15 protein-coding genes and 1 riboswitch are annotated in these 21569 nt (G+C 63.3%); of the genes, 8 read left to right on the top strand and 7 right to left on the bottom strand.

Going from position 1 to position 21569, the window contains the following annotated elements; genetic code table 11:
- Nucleotides 1-208: 208 nt before the first annotated feature.
- The 7 genes from fba to G3480_RS05540 form a co-directional block, all read right to left on the bottom strand.
- The gene (gene fba / locus G3480_RS05570) at nucleotides 209-1273 is read right to left on the bottom strand and encodes a class II fructose-bisphosphate aldolase (RefSeq protein ID WP_164652687.1); all 1065 of its coding nucleotides are present in this window, start codon (nucleotides 1271-1273) and stop codon (nucleotides 209-211) included.
- Between the two features lie 410 nt (nucleotides 1274-1683).
- Nucleotides 1684-3126 carry a pyruvate kinase gene (pyk, locus tag G3480_RS05565; protein ID WP_164652686.1) on the bottom strand — a complete coding sequence of 481 codons (1443 nt, stop codon included), beginning with the start codon at nucleotides 3124-3126 and terminating at the stop codon, nucleotides 1684-1686.
- A gap of 69 nt (nucleotides 3127-3195) precedes the next feature.
- Complete coding sequence (locus G3480_RS05560; RefSeq protein ID WP_164652685.1) at nucleotides 3196-4377, bottom strand: phosphoglycerate kinase; 1182 nt, start codon at nucleotides 4375-4377, stop codon at nucleotides 3196-3198.
- 342 nt (nucleotides 4378-4719) lie between these two features.
- On the bottom strand, nucleotides 4720-5721 hold the full coding sequence (gene gap / locus G3480_RS05555) for a type I glyceraldehyde-3-phosphate dehydrogenase (protein ID WP_164652684.1): 1002 nt from the start codon (nucleotides 5719-5721) through the stop codon (nucleotides 4720-4722).
- A gap of 146 nt (nucleotides 5722-5867) precedes the next feature.
- Nucleotides 5868-7871 carry a transketolase gene (tkt, locus tag G3480_RS05550; protein ID WP_164652683.1) on the bottom strand — a complete coding sequence of 668 codons (2004 nt, stop codon included), beginning with the start codon at nucleotides 7869-7871 and terminating at the stop codon, nucleotides 5868-5870.
- A 364-nt stretch (nucleotides 7872-8235) separates the two neighbouring features.
- On the bottom strand, nucleotides 8236-8793 hold the full coding sequence (locus G3480_RS05545; protein ID WP_164652682.1) for a thioredoxin family protein: 558 nt from the start codon (nucleotides 8791-8793) through the stop codon (nucleotides 8236-8238).
- Between the two features lie 163 nt (nucleotides 8794-8956).
- Complete coding sequence (locus G3480_RS05540) at nucleotides 8957-10705, bottom strand: diguanylate cyclase (RefSeq protein WP_164652681.1); 1749 nt, start codon at nucleotides 10703-10705, stop codon at nucleotides 8957-8959.
- 618 nt (nucleotides 10706-11323) lie between these two features.
- Between G3480_RS05540 and metK the strand changes: the two genes are divergently transcribed.
- The 8 genes from metK (at nucleotide 11324) to G3480_RS05500 (ending at nucleotide 21552) form a co-directional block, all read left to right on the top strand.
- The gene (metK, locus tag G3480_RS05535) at nucleotides 11324-12514 is read left to right on the top strand and encodes a methionine adenosyltransferase (RefSeq protein ID WP_164652680.1); all 1191 of its coding nucleotides are present in this window, start codon (nucleotides 11324-11326) and stop codon (nucleotides 12512-12514) included.
- Between the two features lie 532 nt (nucleotides 12515-13046).
- Nucleotides 13047-13135, top strand: a riboswitch (S-adenosyl-L-homocysteine riboswitch).
- Nucleotides 13136-13157: 22 nt separating this feature from the next.
- The gene (gene ahcY / locus G3480_RS05530; RefSeq protein WP_164652679.1) at nucleotides 13158-14564 is read left to right on the top strand and encodes an adenosylhomocysteinase; all 1407 of its coding nucleotides are present in this window, start codon (nucleotides 13158-13160) and stop codon (nucleotides 14562-14564) included.
- 193 nt (nucleotides 14565-14757) lie between these two features.
- Nucleotides 14758-15621 carry a methylenetetrahydrofolate reductase [NAD(P)H] gene (gene metF, locus G3480_RS05525; RefSeq protein ID WP_164652678.1) on the top strand — a complete coding sequence of 288 codons (864 nt, stop codon included), beginning with the start codon at nucleotides 14758-14760 and terminating at the stop codon, nucleotides 15619-15621.
- 375 nt (nucleotides 15622-15996) lie between these two features.
- Nucleotides 15997-16506, top strand: coding sequence for a bacteriohemerythrin (locus tag G3480_RS05520; protein ID WP_164652677.1), 510 nt, complete (start codon nucleotides 15997-15999; stop codon nucleotides 16504-16506).
- A 371-nt stretch (nucleotides 16507-16877) separates the two neighbouring features.
- Nucleotides 16878-18188 (top strand): MFS transporter, encoded by a 1311-nt coding sequence (locus G3480_RS05515; RefSeq protein WP_164652676.1) that lies wholly within the window; start codon nucleotides 16878-16880, stop codon nucleotides 18186-18188.
- Nucleotides 18189-18566: 378 nt separating this feature from the next.
- A complete protein-coding gene (locus tag G3480_RS05510; RefSeq protein ID WP_164652675.1) occupies nucleotides 18567-19808 on the top strand; it encodes an ABC transporter substrate-binding protein in 1242 nt (413 codons plus the stop codon).
- 14 nt (nucleotides 19809-19822) lie between these two features.
- On the top strand, nucleotides 19823-20704 hold the full coding sequence (locus G3480_RS05505; protein ID WP_164652674.1) for a carbohydrate ABC transporter permease: 882 nt from the start codon (nucleotides 19823-19825) through the stop codon (nucleotides 20702-20704).
- Nucleotides 20701-21552 carry a carbohydrate ABC transporter permease gene (locus tag G3480_RS05500; RefSeq protein WP_164652673.1) on the top strand — a complete coding sequence of 284 codons (852 nt, stop codon included), beginning with the start codon at nucleotides 20701-20703 and terminating at the stop codon, nucleotides 21550-21552. Before G3480_RS05505 ends, G3480_RS05500 begins: the two co-directional genes overlap by 4 nt.
- Nucleotides 21553-21569: the final 17 nt, after the last annotated feature.

The following is a 21569-nucleotide window of genomic DNA, read 5'->3' as shown; positions in this document are numbered from 1 at the left end:
TCCAGGTGTCGCTGGATCAAAGTATCGCTGGATCAAAGTATCGCTGGACTATAGCAAATCGACGGGTTTGCCCGCGCGAGTGGCGGCGAGGGTGTGGTTTGGCGGGCGCAAGCCGGCACTGCCGAGGTGCGCTCGCATGCGCGACGGGAACGAAAAAGGGCGCCTCGCGGCGCCCCTTTTTCTTGCCCTAAAGTCGAGCCCTTGCGGATCAGTTGATCTTTGGATCCAGCTCTCCCTTGGCATAGCGGGCGGTCATGGCATCCAGTGACAGGGCGCTGATCTTACTCGCGTTGCCGGCGGTGCCGAAGGCCTCGTAGCGGGCCTTGCAGATGTCCTTCATGGCCTTTGTGGCGGCGTCGAAGTACTTGCGCGGATCGAAGTTCTTGCGGTTTTCGGCCAAGTGCTTGCGGATGGCACCGGTCGAGGCCATGCGCAGGTCGGTGTCGATGTTGACCTTGCGCACGCCGTGCTTGATGCCCTCGGCGATCTCCTCGACTGGAACGCCGTAGGTCTCGCCCATGTCGCCGCCGAAGGCGTCGATGATCTTGAGCCACTCCTGCGGGACCGAGGAGGATCCGTGCATGACCAAGTGGGTGTTGGGAATGCGGGTGTGGATCTCCTTGATGCGCTCGATGGCCAGGATGTCACCGGTCGGCGGGCGCGTGAACTTATAGGCACCGTGGGAGGTGCCGATGGCGATGGCGAGGGCGTCGACGCCGGTCTTCTGGACGAAGTCGGCAGCCTCTTCCGGGTCCGTGAGGAGTTGGCTGTGGTCCAGGGTCCCCTCGGCGCCGATGCCGTCTTCCTCGCCGGCCTGACCGGTTTCGAGCGAGCCCAGGCAGCCCAGCTCACCCTCGACCGAGACGCCGCAGGCGTGTGAGATCTCGACCACGCGGCGGGTGATGTCGACGTTGTACTCGTAGGAGGTCGGGGTCTTGCCGTCCTCGCCCAATGATCCGTCCATCATGACGGAGGAGAAGCCGAGCTGGATGGAACGCTGGCACACGGGCATGGAGGTGCCGTGGTCCTGGTGCATGCAGACTGGGATGTGCGGCCATTCCTCGATGGCGGCGAGGATGAGGTGGCGCAGGAAGGGTGCGCCGGCGTACTTACGGGCACCGGCGGAGGCTTGGACGATGACGGGGGAGTCGGTCTCGTCGGCGGCCTCCATGATGGCGCGCATCTGCTCGAGGTTGTTGACGTTGAAGGCGGGCACGCCGTAGCCGTGCTCGGCGGCGTGATCCAGCATCTGGCGGAGTGAGATCAGGGCCATGGATAGTCCTCGTCTTTGGGTTGATGTTGAGGGAATGGTTTGCGACTGGGTTCTAGTTGTCAGTTGTCAGTTGTCAGTGATCAGGTTTCAGTGGACGGTTGTTGGATGGTTGCGGGCGGACAGTGAATCAGGGCGCATCTTAAAGGGAAGGATCGAAAGGGTTCGCTCCGCGCCTGATGTCGCCTCGATCCGAGAGCTGCCTCATAGGCGCTTCATCCTGAGGATCGAAGGGCTCTAAAGCCTCGAAACCGGAACGAAATGGCTTCCATCCCCCCAAGTCAAACATAGGACCCCCGACCACTTGTCTTGGCAGTTGTCCAGTGATCAGCTTTACTGCCAACTGCCAACTGCCAACTGCCAACTGCCAACTGCCAACTGCCAACTGCCAACTGCCAACTGCCAACTGCCAATCAGTCTTTGGTCAGGAGCTTGTGTTCGCCGACTCGCATGATCTTCATGATATTGGTTTGACCTTCAACCCCGGAGCGGTCCCCCTTGGTGATGATGACCAGGTCGCCGTTGTGGACGGTGCCGCGCGCGAGCAGTTCCTCGATCACCTCGCGGTTGACCTCGTGGATGTCGGTGCTGGCGACATCGAATGCGACCGGGTCGACGCCGCGGAAGAGTCTAACCTTGCGGCGCGTTTCCGCGAACCTTGTCATGGCATAGATGGGGATGCCCGAGCTGATACGCGACATCCATTTGACGGTCGAGCCGGTCTCGGTCAAGGCGGCAATGGCCTTCACGCCCAGGTGATTGGCCGTGTACATGGCGGCCATGGCGATGCCTTCGTCGACGCGGCCGAAGACCGAATCGATGCGATGGCCCGAGCGCCTGACGCTCTTCTCGGCCTCCAGGCAGATGCGGTCCAGTGCTTCCACGACCTTGGCGGGGTTCTTGCCGATCGAACTCTCGGCAGAGAGCATGACCGCGTCCGTGCCGTCGAGGACGGCGTTGGCGACGTCGAAGACCTCGGCGCGGGTCGGGATCGGGCTCTCGATCATCGACTGCATCATCTGCGTCGCCGTGATGACCACAGCGTTGAGTTCGCGCGCCCTGCTGATGAGGCGCTTCTGCACCGCCGGTAGCTCGGCGTCGCCGATCTCCACGCCCAGGTCGCCGCGCGCCACCATGATGGCGTCGGCCGCGTTGATGATGTCGTCGATGTCGTCGAGCGCCTCGGCGCGCTCGATCTTGGCGACGATGCCGCCGCGTCCGCCGGCCGATTGGAAAAGCTCCCGGGCGAGCCGGATGTCGTTGCCGTTGCGTACGAAGGAGACGGCCAGATAGTCGGCGTCGATCTCGGCGGCGAAACGGATGTCTTTCTTGTCCTTTTCTGTCAGAGCAGGAGCGGAGAGTCCGCCGCCCTTCTTGTTGATGCCCTTGTTGTTCGAGAGTGTGCCGCCGACGACCACCTTGCAGTCGATGCGGCCGTTAGCGACCTTGTCGACCCAGAGTTCGATGGCGCCGTCGTCGAGCAGCAGGCTGTCGCCGTGACGGACGTCGTTGGCGAGGGGCGCGTAAGTCGTCCCCACCTGTGTTTGATCACCGTCGTCCAAACCACAGGCGGTGTCGATTGCGAAGGCGTCGCCGTAGCTGAGCTGGATCTTACCCTCGGTGAACTTGCCGATGCGGATCTTGGGGCCTTGGAGGTCCATGAGGACCGCGACCTCGCGCCCGGCGGCGGTCGCCCGCTCGCGGATGCTCTTGGCGCGCTCGCGGTGGCGCTCGTGACTGTCGTGAGAGAGATTGAGGCGAACGACATCGACGCCGGCGGCGAGGATGTCATCAGCGACGGAAATTGGGTCTGTCGCTGGACCGAGGGTCGCGACGATCTTTGTGCGTCTAGGCATATGCAAGCTTCCAGCTTCCAGCCGTCAACCCCCGGCCGATACGGCCGGAGGCTGGGTGTGGAAGTGTGATCAGTCCTTGGAGCGGGCTTCCAGCATGGCAACCGCGGGCAGGGTCTTGCCCTCGAGGTATTCCAGGAAGGCACCGCCCGCAGTGGAGATGTAGGACACCTTGTCGTAGATGTCGTATTTCTGGATGGCGGCGATGGTGTCACCGCCGCCGGCCAGGCTGAAGCCGGGGGCGTCGGCGATGGCCATGGAGACCGTCTTGGTGCCCGCGCCGAACTGGTCGAACTCGAAGACGCCGACCGGGCCGTTCCAGACGATGGTGCCGGCCTTGGCAATGATGTCGGCGAGCGCCTGGGCGGAGTCCGGGCCGATGTCGAAGATCATGTCGTCGTCGGCAACCTCGTCGGCCGACTTGGCGACGGCAGGCTCGTTCTCGTCGAACTGCTTGCCGCAGACCACGTCGGTCGCGATCGGGATGGTGGCGCCGCGCGCGGTCATCTTCTTCATCAGGGCCTGAGCCGTCGGGATGAGGTCATGCTCGCACAGGGACTTGCCGACGTTGTGACCCGCCGCCGCGAGGAAGGTGTTGGCGATGCCGCCGCCGACGACCAACTGGTCGACCTTCTCGGACAAGGCTTCGAGCACGGTCAGCTTGGTCGAGACCTTGGAGCCGCCGACGATGGCGACCATGGGGCGTGCAGGATTGGCCAGGGCCTTGCTCAGGGCATCCAGCTCCTCGCTCAGCAGCAGACCGGCGCAAGCGGTGGGCGCGAACTTGCCAGCGCCATGGGTCGATGCCTGGGCGCGGTGAGCGGTGCCGAAGGCGTCCATGACGAAGACGTCGCAGAGGGCTGCGTACTGCTTGGCCAGATCCTCGGCGTCTTTCTTCTCGCCCTTGTTGAAACGTACGTTCTCGAGCAGCACCAGCTCGCCGTCGGCGACTTCGGGGGCCGTCTCCAGATAGTCGCGGACCAGCCGGACCTCGCGGCCCATCTTGGCGCCGAGATCCTCGGCGACCGGCTTGAGGGAGTTCTCCTCGGAGAAGACGCCCTCCTCGGGGCGGCCCAGGTGCGACATGACCATGACCTTGGCGCCGGCCTTGAGGCAATGCTCGAAGGTGGGCATGGAGGCGGTGATGCGCGCGTCCGAGGTGACCTTGCCGTCCTTGACCGGGACGTTGAGGTCGGAGCGAATGAGAACGCGCTTGCCGGCTAGGTCGAGGTCGGAGAGCTTGATGAAGGACATAGTCGTACCCTCTTGAGTCTTGTAGTTGTGTAAAGGCTTCAGGGCCAAGGTGGGCCTTGCCTCAAGCCTCTTGTTTTGGCTGTCAGCGACCAGCCGCCAGCTTGCGGTGGACTGCGCTGCGCTTGTCCACCCTACGGCTCGGAGCGAGCACTGTAGGGTGGACGAGCCTTAGCGAAGTCCACCAAGCCAGCTTGTAGGATGGGTAGAGCGGCTGCCTCTGTACCGGCAATTTCACGCCGACGCGAGCGCCGCGAAACCCATCAGCTTCGGGATGCGCAGCGAACCCCATCGCGACGCCGGTCGGTCCGGCGCCTTGATGGGTTTCGCTGCGCTCTACCCATCCTACTTCGCGACGTGCTGGACCATGCGCAGCATGTTGCAGGTGTAGCCGTACTCGTTGTCGTACCAGGCGACGACCTTGACGAAGGTCGGATCCAGGGCGATGCCGGCCTCGGAGTCGAAGATCGAGGGGTTCTGGCAGCCGCGGAAGTCGGTCGAGACGACCTTCTCGTCGGTGTAGCGCAGGACGCCGGCGAGATCACCGGACTCGGAGGCTGCCTTCATCGCGGCGCAGATCTCCTCGTACTTGGCCTCCTTGCTCAGCTCGACGGTGAGGTCGACGACCGAGACGTCGGAGGTGGGCACGCGGAAGGCCATGCCGGTCAGCTTGCCGTTGAGTTCGGGCAGGACCTTGCCGACGGCCTTGGCGGCGCCGGTGGATGAGGGAATGATGTTCTCCAGGATGCCGCGGCCGCCGCGCCAGTCCTTCATGGAGGGACCGTCGACAGTCTTTTGCGTAGCCGTGGCGGCGTGGACCGTGGTCATGAGGCCGCGCTTGATGCCCCAGTTGTCATGCAGCACCTTGGCGACCGGAGCCAGGCAGTTGGTGGTGCAGGAGGCGGCGGAGACGATGGCCTGGCCGGCATAGGTGTTGTGGTTGACGCCGTAGACGAACATGGGGGTGGCGTCCTTGGAGGGCGCGCTCTGCACGACCTTCTTGGCGCCCGCGTCGATGTGCTTCTGGCAGGTCTCTTCGGTCAGGAAGAAGCCGGTGCACTCGATGACCAGTTCGGCGCCGACGTCGCCCCACTTGAGATTGGCGGGATCGCGCTCGGCGGTCAGACGGATGTTCTTGCCGTCGACGATCATGGTGTTGCCGTCGACGGCGATGTCGCCTTGGAAGTTACCGTGGACCGAGTCGTACTTGAGCATATAGGCCAGGTACTCAGGGTCGAGCAGGTCGTTGATGCCGACGACCTCGATCTCCGGGAAGTCCTTGCTGATCGCGCGGAATGCCATGCGGCCGATGCGGCCGAACCCGTTGATGCCAACCTTGATTGTCATGCGTGTTGCTCCTGTGGGGGGAAGTTCTCAGTTGTCAGTTGTCAGTTGTCAGTTGTCAGTGCGTAGGATGGGCAAAGCCCCTGTCACTCAAGTCGAGTCAAGTGCCGAGCGAGGTCGGGCGTGCCCATCCTCCAAGCGAAGTCGGCTCAGAGAATCCCCTTCACCGTAGCGACCAGATTGTCGACGGTGAAGCCGAATTCCTTGAAGAGTGCGCCTGCCGGGGCGGATTCGCCGAAGCGGTCGATGCCGAGCACGGCGCCCTGGCTGCCGACGTATTTCCACCAGCCGTCGGTGACCGCGGCCTCGACGGCGACGCGGGCGGTAACGGCCTTGGGCAGGACGGACTCCTTGTAAGCCGCATCCTGGGCGTCGAAGGCGTTGGTCGAGGGCATGGAGACGACGCGGATCGCCTTGTCACTCATGGCCTCGGCTGCCTGGACCGCGAGCTCGACCTCGGAGCCGGTGGCGATGATGATCGCGTCCGGCGTGCCCGCGCAGTCGCGCAGCACATAGCCGCCGCGCGCGACGTTGGCGAGCTGCTCGTCCGTGCGGGCCATGTGCGCCAGGTTCTGGCGCGAGAAGATGAGGCAACTCGGGCCGCTGGTCCGCTCGACGGCGAGCTTCCAGGCGATGGCCGACTCGACGGCATCGCAGGGGCGCCAGACGCTCATGTTGGGGATCATGCGCAGCGTCGGGATCTGCTCGACCGGCTGGTGGGTCGGCCCGTCCTCGCCCAGACCGATGGAGTCATGGGTGTAGACGAAGATCGACTGGATCCGCATCAGGGCCGCCATGCGCAGGGCATTGCGGGCGTACTCGGAGAACATGAGGAAGGTCGCGCCGTAGGGAACGAAGCCGCCGTGCAGGGCGATGCCGTTCATGATGGCGGACATGCCGAACTCACGCACACCGTAGAAGATGTAGTTGCCGCCGTCGCTCTTGCTGACGCCCTTGCAGCCCTTCCAGAGGGTGAGGTTGGAGCCGGCGAGGTCGGCCGAGCCGCCCATGAGTTCGGGCAGCAGCGGGCCAAAGCCGTTGAGCGCGTTCTGCGAGGCCTTGCGCGAGGCGATGGTCTCGCCCTTCTCGACCACGGAGGCGACGAAGGCATCCGCCTTTTCGGACCAGTCGGCGGGCAGGTCGCCGGCCATGCGGCGCTTGAACTCGGCGGCTTCGGCCGGGAAGGCCTTGGCGTAGGCGTCGAGCTTGGCGTTCCAGTCGGCCTCTGCCGCAGCGCCACGCTCTTTGGCGTCCCAGCTCTGATAGATGCTGCCCGGGATCTCGAAGGGCGGAGAATTCCAGCCCAGGTTCTCGCGGGTTAGCGCAATCTCGTCCTCGCCGAGCGCGGCACCATGGCACTCTTCCTTACCCTGCTTGTTCGGCGAGCCATAGCCGATGATGGTCTGGCAGCAGATCAGGGTCGGCTTGTCGCTGTTGGCCCGTGCCTGCTCGATGGCGGCCTTGATGGCCTCCGGATCATGGCCGTCGACCTTGGGGATGACCTGCCAACCGTAGGCCTCGAAGCGCTTGGGCGTGTCGTCGAGGAACCAGCCGGGCGTGTCGCCATGGCCGCGGACCTCGCCGTCGATGGAGATATTGTTGTCGTCATAGAAGGCGATCAGCTTGCCCAGGCCAAGCGCGCCGGCGAGCGAGCAGGCCTCGTGGGAGATGCCTTCCATGAGGCAGCCGTCGCCCAGGAAGACATAGGTGCTGTGATCGACGATCTCGTGGCCGGGCTTGTTGAACTCGGCGGCCAATGCCTTCTCGGCGATGGCCATGCCGACGGCATTGGTGATGCCCTGGCCGAGCGGGCCCGTGGTGGTCTCGACGCCTGGGGCATAGCCGTACTCGGGGTGGCCCGGGGTCTTGGAGTGCAACTGGCGGAACTGCTTGAGATCCTCGATGCTCAGCTCATACCCGGTGAGGTGGAGGAGGGCATAGATCAGCATGGAGCCGTGACCGTTGGAGAGCACGAAACGGTCGCGGTCGGCCCAGGCGGGGTTGGACGGGTTGTGGGTCATGAAGTCGTTCCACAACACCTCGGCGATGTCCGCCATTCCCATGGGTGCGCCCGGGTGGCCGGACTTGGCCTTCTGCACGGCATCCATGGCGAGCGCGCGGATGGCGTTGGCAAGTTCTCTGCGTGAGGACATGAGCCTCTCCTCTAAGCTAGCGGTGACAAAAATGTTGCCCGGGCCGCAACCGTCGGCAGCCGGTTTATGTTGAAGCAGCAGTCGATGAGACGGAACGTGGCACAGTGCCGATAGGCGCTTGGTGGGCTTGCTGCCACATTCGACGCGGGATTTCGTTACTCGAAGCGGGAGCCCCCGCTGAAACGACGATGCCAGGCCGTGGCGCCCTCAAAGGAGCGACATTCTGTACCAAAACACCCAAGCCCCAGAATCAAAACAAACTTATGCCGCCAAAAACAAATTTATAACTTCCTAATATTAAGAATTGGCGGCGGAAATAGCCAGCATTTTCCGCCGCCAATTCTTAATGTCGGCATTTGTTCGGCTAATCAGCGCGCCATTTGATGGAGCAGCCGATGCTGGGGATCTGGTCCTTGGGGCCGGCGCCAGTCTGCGCCACCAATTTCATGGACTCGAAGAGATCGCGGCGGACGTCGGCGGGTGCGGCCTCTTTGCGGCTGGCGTCCAAGCGGCCGCGGTATTGCAATCCCAGGTCGGCGTTGTAACCGAAGAAGTCGGGCGTGCAGACGGCGCCGTAGGCCTTCGCGACCTCCTGACTTTCGTCGTACAGGTAGGGGAAGGGGAAGTCAAATTCCTCCGCGACGCGCTTCATGTGATCGAAGGAGTCCTCGGGGTAGTCGGCGACATCGTTCGAGCTGATGGCGACGCAGCCAATGCCGAGCTTCGCGAGTTCGCGGGCGTCACGCACCAGGCGATCACGCACGGCTTGAACGTAGGGGCAGTGGTTGCAGATGAACATGACCAAAAGACCACGCTCGCCCTTGCAGTCGTCGCGAGTCCAAGTCTTGCCGTCGACGCCGGGCAAGGAAAAGTCCGGCGCTGGGGCACCGAAATCGCAGACTGGTGTCTCAGTCGAAGCCATGCGAAACCTCCGAGTTCTTTGCTTGGTTACAGTGATCGCGGCATGGTACCGGAAGCGCCGCGAATTCCAAATCCCGGCGTCGCTCGACCAGCCGGTGTTGCGCCCGTCGATTCTGAAGTCATGTCTGATGGCACGACTTTAGCTTGTTCGCGGCGTCTTGGCGTCAGGCGTTGGGGATCTGGTCGAGCCTTTGCGGCGCGACTAGGTAAGGAAAGAAGGTGCGATCGGCTCTGAGCAGGTGCAGGGCAATGACGTCGTGGGCCAAAAAGTGGAACAACTCTCCGGTGTCGAGGCTTCCGACCCGGAAGCGGTTGGCCAAGCTGCGCGCCTGATCGATGAGCGCGCGGTGGATGGCAGCATGATTCGCCGCGCCAGGATAACCTGCGGCCGTGATGATGGCCTCTTCGTCCTTGAAATGCTGGATCGTATCGTGGATGAGGAGTTCGATCAGGCCGGCGATCTCGTCGGCGGGTTGGGACAAGAGCAGAGCATCGAGCAGGCGGTTGACGTGCTCGAATAAGGCGCGGTGCTGCTGGTCGAGCAGGGGATGACCGCAGGCATACGCCTGATGCCAGTTGAGTTGCACCAGGTTCGCGGCAGCTTTGTTGCTGCCGTCGTGTGGCGGTGTTTCGGGCGCGGTCTGAATCTGGTTGCGGCCCCCCGCCTTGGCGCGATAGAGCGCGGCGTCGGCCCTGGCAAACCACTGTTCCCAGCATTCCTGGGGTAGGCATTGGGCCACGCCAAGACTCACGGTGATCGTATCGACCGCTGGGAAGACGGTCTTGGCAATCTGCTCGCGCAATCGCTCGGCGATCAGCGCTGCGCTCTCTAAGGTTTCGCAGGGGGTCAGGACGATGAATTCCTCCCCGCCCCAGCGTGCTAGCGAATCCGTTGGGCGCAACATCGATCGGACGACCGCCACCAATCCGATCAGCACTTGATCGCCTGCCGCATGACCATGCACATCGTTGACCTTTTTGAAGAAATCGATGTCGATCGCGATCAGGCTCAACGGCTGGCCGTACCGTTTGAGGCGTTGCATCTCGTTGGCCGCAGCTTCTTCTAGGCGCCTTCGGTTCCAGGCGCCGGTGAGCGCATCCGTGGTGGCGAGCTGACTGAGTTCCGTATTGGCGGTTTGCAGCGCACGGTTGGTCGTCTCGGCGACATCCCGAGCCTGCCGCAGTTCGACCTCGTGGCACTTGCGCTCGATGATGTCCTGCTCCAGTTGCGTCTGAGCGATCCGTAACTCGTATTCCAGCCGCTGAGTATTCATGATGACTTGGCTCAAGGCGATCAGGAGCGACGCGAAGAGGATGAGCGGAATCCAGAGACTCAGGAACACGGGCGCGTTCAGCGCGGGCGTGATCAGGAAGTCGGTTAGCGGCGGCACAGCCATCAAGACAAACCAGGCGTGGCTCAGGTTGAGCCCTGCAAGGCCACCCCAAATGCCTGCCTGCCAGCGATCAATGAAACCAAAATATGGCGGACGACGGGTCAGGAGCACCCGGACCATCCAGGCATTCCAGGCGGCGCAGTAGAGCGAGATCACGGCGATACGGGCGTTGAGGCTCGGCGTGATGTAGGTGAAATAGACGCAGAGGGCGATGAAGGTCACGGACGCGGCGATTTCCCAACCGTAACCGACCACTTGCCCCCGAAAGACCAGTGTTCCCCGCCGGTAGAACATGATCTCCGCGAGCAGCAGGTAATTGGCCAGGATGATGGTCAGCCAGAGCGGCAACTGATCGCGGGGCAGCAGAAAAAGCACTGCCGCCAAGACGCGGCAACTGCTCCCGATGACCCAATACCCGAAGCCAGGATAGGTGCGGCTCGTCCAGAAGACGGTGGCCATGCTCAGGGTGATTGCCAAGGCAGCCGGCAGCGTGAGAATGATCAGCGTGTTGATGTCCATTTCGGTGCCCGGTGATCAGTGGGGTGACGCTTCCAAGGTGCGCTTGACGGGGCACCTCATACCAGGTGGCGCCGGATCGAGGTTCATCCGCCTAGAGCACCAGCGGGAACATCGCCGAGCGCTGTGACTGCCGCTGTGAGGCGGAAGGCGGACCAGAAGACACCTCAGGCTGGTCTGAGATTTGATGGGATTTGTCTGCAACCATACTGCTTTCACGCCGCACCTTCTTCGAGCCTCAACGTGGACTGCTCCAGTATCCACATTTTGACTCCTGAGAGCAGCTATTCCTCTGTGCATGCTTCGGCGCTTGTCGGAAAATCTCATTCCAAATGGGGCAGGTCGAGGGCTGTCATCAAGGGGCGTCGACGGGAGCATCGCAGGGCTCTGTGGTCGCCGGTGCGACACGGAAGAGGGGGCGAGACAAGCCGGTGCCGATGAGCTTTGACAGAAGTCGCCTTGGCACAGGCAGCCGTCACAATGAGCCTTCGGACGCCGCGCTGACGCGAGGGGAGGATAAATTCGACGTCAACCCCTGGGTTTGAAGGCTGCGAATGAAGCGGTATGATGGCCGGCTTCAGCAACGCGCTTCAAAGCGCCCCGATCAGGCCTCATCTTCTTATGGGCAAGGACTACATCTTTACCTCTGAATCCGTTTCCGAAGGCCATCCAGACAAGATGGCGGACCAGATTTCCGACGCGGTTCTCGATGAGATCTATCGCCGCGATCCTAACCACGCCAAGGCGCGCGTCGCCTGCGAGACCCTGGTCAAGACCGGTTTCGTGATGTTGGCTGGTGAGATTACGGTGACCGATTCGGATCTGAAGATCGACTACGAGAATGTCGTGCGCCGGGTCGTCAAGGAGATCGGTTACGACAATTCCGAATGCGGCTTCGATGGCAACAACTGCGGCGTGCTCATCGCGCTGGGTGAGCAGTCGAAGGACATCAACCAGGGCGTCGACCGCGAGTCCGAGGAGGCGCAGGGCGCTGGCGACCAAGGCCTGATGTTCGGCTACGCCACCAACGAGACCGACATGCTGATGCCGGCGCCGATCGACTATGCGCACCGTCTGGTCAAGCGCCAGGCCGACGTCCGCAAGAACGGCACCCTGCCGTGGCTGCGCCCGGACGCCAAGTCGCAGATCACCATGCGCTACAGCGCTGGCAAGCCGGTCGCAGTGGATGCCGTGGTGCTCTCCACCCAGCACAGCGACGACGTCAGCGAAAGCGTGCTGCACGAGGCCATCATGGAAGAGGTCATCAAGCCCGTGCTGGATTCCACCGGCTGGCTGACGGCCGAGACCAAATACCACATCAACCCGACTGGCAAGTTCGTCATCGGCGGCCCGGTGGGCGACTGTGGTCTGACCGGCCGTAAGATCATCGTCGACACCTACGGCGGCATGGCCCGTCACGGCGGCGGCGCCTTCTCCGGCAAGGATCCGTCCAAGGTCGACCGCTCCGCTGCCTATGCCGGGCGCTATGTGGCCAAGAACATCGTCGCCGCCGGCCTGGCCGACAAGTGCGAGATCCAGGTCTCCTACGCCATCGGTGTCGCTGAGCCGACCTCGGTGTCCATCGACACCTTCGGCACTGCGCGTGTCAGCGAGGACCGCATCATTGAGCTGGTCCGCGCCCATTTCGACCTGCGTCCCTACGGCATCATGCGCATGCTCGATCTCACCAACCGTGAACTCATCAAGTATCAGGACACGGCGGCCTACGGCCACTTCGGCCGTTCCGAGCCTGGCTTCACCTGGGAGCGGACGGACAAGGCTGCGATGCTGAAGGAGGCTGCCGGGATCTGAGGACAGGGCAGATTCGATTGGCTAAGCAAGTGTCCATCAATTGTTTCCCGATGCGAGCGACGCCGCCCGAAATCCCCCTAGCCCCCCTTTGCGAAAGGGGGGAAGTTGTTGATGGACGCTTTCTAAGGGCGCTGTCTCATTGGCCGCTCGCAAGCGACCGGGTCTCGAGATTCAATGGGTCTCACGCTCAAGACGGAGGGTTGTCATGTCGCCCGTGCTCAACAAGGAAGATGCGCATCGCCTGGTCGATCAATTGCCGAAGCATGCAACCTGGGGCGATCTGATGCAGGAGATCGATTGTCCGAGAGGCCATCGAGCGAGGGCTGGAGGACAGCGACGTCGACAGGGTTCGGGAGGTCGGCGAGGTGAGGGCGAGGTAGGGCCTCTCCGCGTGAGGGTCTGTTGAACGGCAGTAGCCGAGCGCCATCTGGGCGCTATCCATGCGTCTATCGCGCAGGATTCCGAGCCTATGCCCGTCGGACCGTCGACCGGATGACGCCATGATCAATCCAGTCTAGAACTAACAACCCCCGCCGCCGAGGAGCGTTGCGACCCGATCCCAGTCAGGATCGGGCCAGGCTCGGCGATTGGGTCGACTCTTCAAAACGGCGCTCACTCACGATTCATCAGGAGCTGATCAACCATGAGTGAGTTTACCGACTACAAGGTTGCCGATATTTCCCTGGCCGCGTTTGGCCGCAAAGAGTTGAACATCGCCGAGACCGAGATGCCGGGTCTCATGGCCCTGCGCGAGAAGTACGGCGCCTCCAAGCCACTCGCCGGCGCCCGCATCACCGGCAGTCTGCACATGACCATCCAGACCGCGGTACTGATGGAGACCCTGGTCGCCCTCGGAGCCGAAGTGCGCTGGTGCTCCTGCAACATCTTCTCGACTCAAGATCATGCCGCCGCCGCCATGGCTGCCGCCGGCATTCCGGTCTATGCCTGGAAGGGCGAGAGCCTCGAGGAATACTGGTGGTGCACCGAGCAGGTACTCAACTGGCCCGACGGCAAGGGTCCCAACATGATCTTGGACGACGGCGGCGATGCGACGCTCTTGGTCCACAAGGGTGTTGAGTACGAAAAGGCCGGCGCGGTTCCGGCGCCGACCGCCGACGACAACGAGGAGTGGACGGCCGTGCTGGGCGTGCTGGGCCGCACCTTCGACAAGGACAAGGAGCACTGGCACAAGATTGCTCAAGACATCAAGGGCGTGACCGAGGAGACGACCACTGGCGTGCATCGTCTCTACGAGATGGCGAAGGCGGGAACCCTGCTGTTCCCTGCCATCAACGTCAACGACTCGGTCACCAAGTCCAAGTTCGACAACCTTTACGGCTGCCGCGAGTCATTGGTCGACGGCATCAAGCGCGCGACCGATGTCATGATCGCGGGCAAGATCTCGATGGTCTGCGGCTATGGCGACGTTGGTAAGGGTTGCGCCCAGTCGCTGCGCGGGCTTGGCGCGACTGTCTGGATCTCCGAGATCGATCCCATCTGTGCCCTGCAGGCAGCGATGGAAGGCTTTCGCGTCGTCACCATGGAAGATGCCGCGCCGCTCGCCGATATCTTCGTCACCACGACCGGCAACAAGGACATCATCACCCACGACCACATGGCCGCCATGAAGGACCAGGCCATCGTCTGCAACATCGGTCACTTCGACAACGAGATCGATATCGCCAGCGTCAGCAAGTACGAGTGGGAAGAGATCAAACCCCAGGTCGATCACATCATCTTCCCGGACGGCAAGCGCATCATCATGCTCGCCCAGGGGCGTCTGGTGAATCTGGGTTGCGCGACCGGCCATCCGAGCTTCGTGATGTCGAACAGCTTCACCAACCAGGTGCTGGCCCAGATCGAGATCTTCACCAAGCCCGAGGAGTATCCGATTGGCGTCTATGTGCTGCCCAAGCACTTGGATGAGGAGGTCGCGCGGCTGCACCTCGGCAAGATCGGCGCCAAGCTGACCAAGCTCTCGGAGTCGCAGGCGGCCTACATCGGCGTCAGTGTCGAGGGTCCCTACAAGCCCGAGCACTATCGGTACTAGGGAGCCGCCAGCTTCCAGCGGCCAGCCTTCAGCGAGCGTCTTGCGGCGCTCGGCTGGAGTGCTGGAATCGAAGCGCTCTGCAGACCCTGCGTCTGCGGAGGGCAGATGACTAGCTGGGTCTCCAGCCGTCAGTGTCGAGCCAAGCCGCCATCAGGGCTGCTGGTCGCTGGCGGCTGGAGGCTGGAGGCTCAAGATGTCGACTGATACCCATCGATTACCCATCTACAGCGTCGAGCTGTTCCCGCCCAAGACATCCGAGGGCATGGCGAAGCTCAAACGCGAGATCGATCGCCTCAGCGCCGTGGGGCCGCGCTATTTCTCGGTCACCTACGGCGCCGGGGGCACGACCCGCGAGCGCACCTTCGAGACCGTGGATTGGCTCCGTAGCCAGGGGATCGACACCGCGCCGCATCTCGCCTGCATCGGCTCGACGCGCGATGAGGTGCGCGAGATCCTCGCGCGCTACCGCGATCAGGGCATGCGTCGTCTGGTCGCGCTGCGCGGGGACATGCCGTCTGGCATGGGCAGCGGGCATGGCGGGGATTTCCGCTATGCCAATGAACTCGTGACCTTCGTGCGCTCGGAATTCGGCGACGCCTTCTTCATTGAGGTCGCTGCCTATCCCGAGTATCACCCCCAATCGAGGAATCCGGCGCAGGACCTCGAGAACTTCAAGCGCAAGGTGGATGCGGGCGCGGATGGCGCCATCACGCAGTACTTCTACAATGCCGACGCCTACTTCGGTTTCCTCGAGAGCTGCCACAAGGTTGGGATCGATCTGCCTATCATCCCGGGCATCATGCCGATCACCAACTACACCCAGTTGGCGCGTTTCTCGGATGCGTGCGGGGCGGAGATCCCACGCTGGGTTCGCCGTCGGCTCGAGGGCTACGGAGACGACGTCGAGAGTATCCGCGCCTTTGGTCACGAGGTGGTCGCTAGCCTCTGCCGTCAACTCATCGATGGCGGGGCGCCAGGGCTGCACTTCTACACCATGAATCAGTCAAAGCCAGTCGTCCGGCTCTGGGAGGAGCTTGGGCTGCCGACACCCGGCTGATTCGATGGTGCGAATGGGATACACAATGGGGTGGTTTTCTCGTTGAATTGCGAAATCGCATGTTCACTCGGCAGTCGGGGTTGATAACCTCCTCCTCGCGAAATCATCCACTCCTCCTTAGAAAGCCGCTCATTTCCTTCGAGCGGCTTTTTTTCTGTCTGAGCTCTGTCGCGGCCACGGGCAAACCGCTGCCGTTCGGCGGATCTTCCTCTGATCGCATTCAATCTGTGAACTCGAGCCGACCTTGGCAATAGTACGGCTTGTCCGCTGTCGGTATGCTTTGGGGCGATCCCGCTGGAAGTGGCTCGGCGCGCCCAGCGCCGCACTGGATCGAACTCAAGAAGGATCAGTTGAACCGTCAGAGGACCACTCAGCATGAGCCAGCACGATGAAAGTCTGCCGCCGTTGATCGAATGGAGCCAGGATCTCAGCGTCGGCATCCAGGAGATCGACGATCAGCATCGCGTGCTCGTTGATCTGCTGAACCAGATCAACGAGGCAATTCACAGCCATCATGGCAGTGATGCGAGCCAGGCGATCCTCAAGGAGCTGGTGGACTACACCAAAATCCACTTCGCCGTTGAGGAGAGTCTTATGCGGGTGCTGGGCTATCCAGGCTATGGGGAGCACAAGGCCCGCCATGAGGAGCTGATTCACGAGGTGGAAGCGCTACAGGACAAGCTGCTCAGCGGCAAGAAGGGCCTGAGCTTCGAACTCTTGCACTTTCTCAAGATGTGGCTGACCAAACACATCCTGACCGAGGACATGAGCTATGCACCTTTCTTCCTCGAAAAAGGGGTGCTCCCCGGCTCACCGCGCCTGTCGCCGGGGCGTCGTCTTTGGCAATTCGTGACCGCTTCCGGGCGGCGTCAGGACCAAGAGTGACCCGCGTCAGCCATCGCGATTGCCAAGACTGTGCGAATTGCTGGGCCTTTTTGTCTCGCACGGTCGGGGATGTTTGCTGATACACCTAGCGAGGCTTCGCCTCAGATCGACGCGTCATGCCATCGGGATCGCTATCGTCGGTTCGATCCCGATCCCGATCCCGATCCCGATCCCGATCCCGACGGCCTTTTGCGCCCCCAAGGATTCTAGCGGGCACCCGACATCTGACGCGACTCAGGTGCCTTGAGTCGCCATCTTCGTCTCAGGATTCTCGGCGTCCGAGTAGGCGCGAGGCGCAAGTGATGGAATAATCGCGCCCTTCACGCTATCCATCCAAGAACGAACGGCCAACGGCCCAGAGACGAGCCCCTATGTCTGACCTTGACCGAACCTACCGGATCGGCCCGATCCATCTCGCCCCGACGGTGACGCGCTTGCAGGGCTGGACCCTGCTGCTTGGCGCCTTCTTCTCCATCGGCCTGATGACCTTCATCTCCATCGGTCAGACCTACATCCTCAACGAGCATCTGGGCATCCCGACCTCCGAGCAGGGCACCATCAGCGGAGACCTGGTGTTCTGGACCGAGATCATCACCTTGATCTTCTTTATCCCGGTCGGCATCGTCGTCGATCGCATCGGCCGCAGGAGCATCTTCGCGCTCGGCTTCCTGCTCTTGGCCGCGACCTATCTGCTCTACCCGAACGCCGCCGGGGTGGATGACCTCTACGCCTACCGCTTCGTCTATGCGCTGGGCGTGGTCACCATCGCCGCTGGGCTTTCCACCGTATTGGCGGACTATCCGGCGGAGCGTTCGCGCGGCAAGCTCGTCGCCATCGTTGGTCTGCTGAGCGGGCTTGGCATCGTCTTTACCAATCAGGGCTTCGGGGCCTTGCCAAAGGCCTTGATCGAGCGCGGCATGGATGGCGTCCAGGCGGGTTACTACACCCACTATGCCGTGGCCGCGCTCGCCATCACCGTCGCAGTCCTGGTCTTCCTGGGGCTGCAGAAGGGCATCCCCGTGCGCCGCGAGGAGCGCCCGAGCGTGCGTGATCTCTTCCTGAGCGGCTTCAGTCACGCCCGCAATCCGCGCGTGCTGCTCTCTTACGCGGCCGCCTTCATCGCGCGCGGGGATCAGTCGGTCAACGCGACCTTCCTCATCCTCTGGGGGACCACCGCAGGGCTCGCTGCAGGGATGGAGACTGCGGAGGCGGTCAAGAACGGCACCATCATCTTCGTGCTCGCCCAGGTCGCCGCCCTGGTGTGGGCGCCGATCATGGGTCCGATCATGGACCGCATGGACCGCGTCAGCGGCTTGGCCTTGTCGATGGTGCTGGCTGCCATCGGCAATCTCTCGGTGATCTGGCTGGTCGATCCCATGCCAGGAACGGGCATGGTGTTCTACATCCTGCTGGGCATCGGCCAGATCAGCGTCTATCTGGGTGCCCAGTCGCTGATCGGACAAGAGGCGCCGGCCGCCAAGCGCGGCTCGGTGCTAAGCGCCTTCAATGTCGCGGGCGCCATCGGTATCCTGCTCATCACCGCTGTTGGCGGGCGCATCTTCGACGCTATCGACCCACGTGCGCCCTTCGTGCTCGTCGGCATCATCAACATTCTGCTCTTCTTCGGCTGCATCCTGGTGCGCCTGCGGTTTTCGTCGCCGGCAATGACGACCGCGGACTGAAGCGCGCGGGGGAGGTTGACCCTTGTGTTCAGGCCTTCTAAGGTCATGGCATGTGCAATCCAGGCGCCCGCATTGGCGATGCTTCAGGCGTCCTAGGGTGGAGGAGCAGCGCGGCCGGTGGATTTGGCCGCGCTCATCCACCCGACGCGTGCGCGCTTGGTCATTGCGTCCCTAGAATCCTTGAGGGCGCAAAATGCTTGCAGATGAGTCAAATTTCGATGAAGCGTCCGACCATCCAATCCCGTCGGTATCGGTATCGGTATCGGTATCGGTATCGGTATCGGTATCAGGATCGGTATCGAACCAACGATGGCGATACCGATCCCGATGGCATGACGCGTCGGTCTGATGCGAAGCCTGGCTAGATAGGGCGACGAGATGCTGGCTCCTCCCGCCGTCTTCCTCGCCCTTGCCGTGGTTGCGCTCGCAGGCTGCGATGGCTCCGAATCTGACGACCTACCGACGCTGCGCTGGTATGTCTTCAAGGAGCAGTCCGGCGCCTTCGAGGAGGCTGCACGCCGCTGCACGGCGCTATCGGAGGGTCGCTATCGCCTTGAGCTGGCCTCTCTGCCGACCGATGCCGACCTCCAGCGCGAGCTGCTCGTCCGGCGCCTGGCCGCCGGCGACAAGGATATCGACCTCATCGGGATGGACGTCATCTGGACCGCCGAGTTTGCCGAGGCCGGCTGGATCCTGCCTTGGCCGGACGACCGCGCGCGGGCCGTGCTCGACGGGCGCATCGCCGGGCCGGTGGCGAGCGGCGCTTATGACGACCGTCTCTGGGCCGCCCCCTTCACCACCAATACCCAGCTCCTCTGGTACCGCACCGACCGTGCGCCGACGCCGCCGACCACCTGGGATGCCATGATCGACCAGGCCGAGTCGATCGGGGAGGGCGGTCTGATTCAGGCGCAAGGCGAGCGCTACGAGGGGCTGACCGTCTTCTTCGTCTCGCTCCTCGCCTCCGCTGGCGGGGCCGTCCTCGATGAGAGCGGCCAGCAGGTCTCCCTCGAGCCGGAACCTACGCGCAAGGCACTTGAGGTGATGCGGCGCCTGGCGCGCTCGTCGGCGTCGGATCCATCCCTCGCGAGCAGCCGCGAGGACCAGTGCCGGCTCGCCTTCGAGAGCGGTCGTTCGGCCTTCATGCTCAACTACAGCTACGTCTGGCCGAGCGCCCACGCCAATGCGCCCGAGGTCGCCGAGCACATGGGTTGGGCGCGCTGGCCGGCCGTCGACCCCGCGATGACGAGCCGCGTCACCATTGGCGGCATCAACCTTGGCGTGGGTGCCAACAGCCGTCATCCCAAGCTGGCATTCGAGGCGGCGAGCTGTCTGGTGTCCGAGGAGAATCAGCGCCTGGCCGCGCGCCTGGGTGGGTTGCCGCCAACCCTCTCCGCCTTGTACGACGATGCCGAGATCCGCGCGATCTTCCCCTTCGCGGATGTCCTGCGCGCGACCTTGGCGGACGCGGTTCAGCGTCCAACCACGCCCGTCTACAGCGATCTCTCCATCGCCATCAGCCGCACCCTGCACCCGCTGCGCGAGATCGACCCTGAGCGCGATGTTGCGCGGCTGCGGCGGGCCGTGGAGCGCGCCCTGCACTCGGAGGGCCTGCTGTGAGCGGAATAGCTGCTATGAGCCGCCAAGCACTGGATGAGCGCCGCCTCGCTTGGTTGCTCTGCGCGCCGGCGGTGCTGGCGATGCTCTTGGTGACCGCCTATCCCATTGGCTATGCCGTCTGGCTGTCGCTGCACCGCTACGATCTGCGCTTTCCCGATCAGCAGGCCTTCGTCGGGCTGGCCAACTATGCGAGCGTACTGACCTCCGAGGTCTGGTGGCGATCGCTCTTCAACACGCTGCTGATCACGGCCGGCTCGGTCGCCGTCGAGCTACTGCTGGGCTTTGGCCTGGCCCTGGTGATGCATCGCGCCGTCGTCGGGCGCATCGCCGTGCGCACGGCCTCCTTGGTGCCCTATGCCATCATCACCGTGGTCGCCGCCCTGGGCTGGCGCTTCGCCTTCGATCCCACGACCGGCTTCGTCAACGCCTTGCTCGGTCTGGATCAAGCCTGGCTCTCGGAGCGCTGGTCGGCCTTCTTCGTCATCATCGCGACCGAGATCTGGAAGACGACCCCCTTCGTTGCCCTGCTGCTGCTCGCCGGCCTGACCCTGGTGCCCGTGGATCTGATCCGCGCCGCGCGTGTCGACGGGGCCAGCGCCTGGCAGCGGCTGGCGCACATCACGCTGCCGCTGATGAGGCCGGCCATCCTGGTTGCCCTGCTGTTTCGCACGCTCGACGCCTTCCGCATCTTCGACACCGTCTACGTGCAGACGCGCGGCGCCCAAGACACGGAGACGCTGTCTATCCTGGCCTACCAGACGCTGATCGCCCGGCTGAATCTCGGTCTGGGCGCGGCCGTGTCCGTCCTGATCTTTGTCGGGACCATCCTCATCGCACTCGTCTATGTTCGCTTGCTCGGTGCCGGTGTCCTGGGGCGCGCCGGGAGGCAGGTATGAGCGGACAGCCAATCCGCGCGGATAGCGCTTGGGCCGAGCGCCTCTTCTGGCGCTTCACCGTGGTCATTCTCATTGCCTATGCGCTGCTGCCGGTTGCTTGGCTGACGTCGCTCTCGCTCAAGCCGGCCAGTACGCTGACGGACGGGCACTTCTTCCCGCGCTCGATCAGCCTGGAGCACTACGCCGCCGTCTTTCGGGATCCGCAGTTTCCGGCGGCCTTGGGCAACTCGCTCGGCATCGGCCTCATCGCGACCGGCATCTCGGTGACGCTCGCGACCCTGGCGGCCTACGCCATCGTGCGCTTGAGCTTTCCCGGCCGTCAGGCGATCCTGGTCGGGGCGCTCGCCGTCGCCATGTTCCCGCCCATCGCCATCATTGGCCCCTTGTTCGACCTCTGGCGTCTGCTGGGGCTCTTCGATACCTGGCTGGGACTCATCATCCCCTACATCACCCTGACGCTGCCGCTTGCCATCTGGACCATCTCCGCCTTCTTCCGCGAGATCCCCTGGGAGCTGGAGCAGGCCGCCCGCGTCGACGGCGCGACGCGCCTGGGCGCCTTCCGGCACGTCATCCTGCCCTTGGTCGCCCCCGGTGTCTTCGCCTCCGCCATCCTGGTCTTCATCTTCGCCTGGAACGACTTTCTCTTCGCCGCCGCGCTGACCTCGACGACCAGCTCGCGCACCGTGCCGGCCGCCATCGCCTTCTTCACCGGCGCCTCGCGCTTTGAGCAGCCGACGGGCTCCATCGCAGCGGCTTCCGTTGTCGTGACCATTCCAGTGGTCGTGCTGATTCTGCTGTTTCAGCGACGCATTGTGGCCGGGCTGACGGCTGGGGCGGTGAAGGGGTGAGGGGAGGTTTCAGTTGT

Source organism: Thiorhodococcus mannitoliphagus, assembly GCF_010915725.1.
In the GTDB taxonomy this organism is placed as follows: Bacteria; Pseudomonadota; Gammaproteobacteria; order Chromatiales; family Chromatiaceae; genus Thiorhodococcus; species Thiorhodococcus mannitoliphagus.
This window is presented reverse-complemented; position numbering and strand designations above follow the sequence as displayed.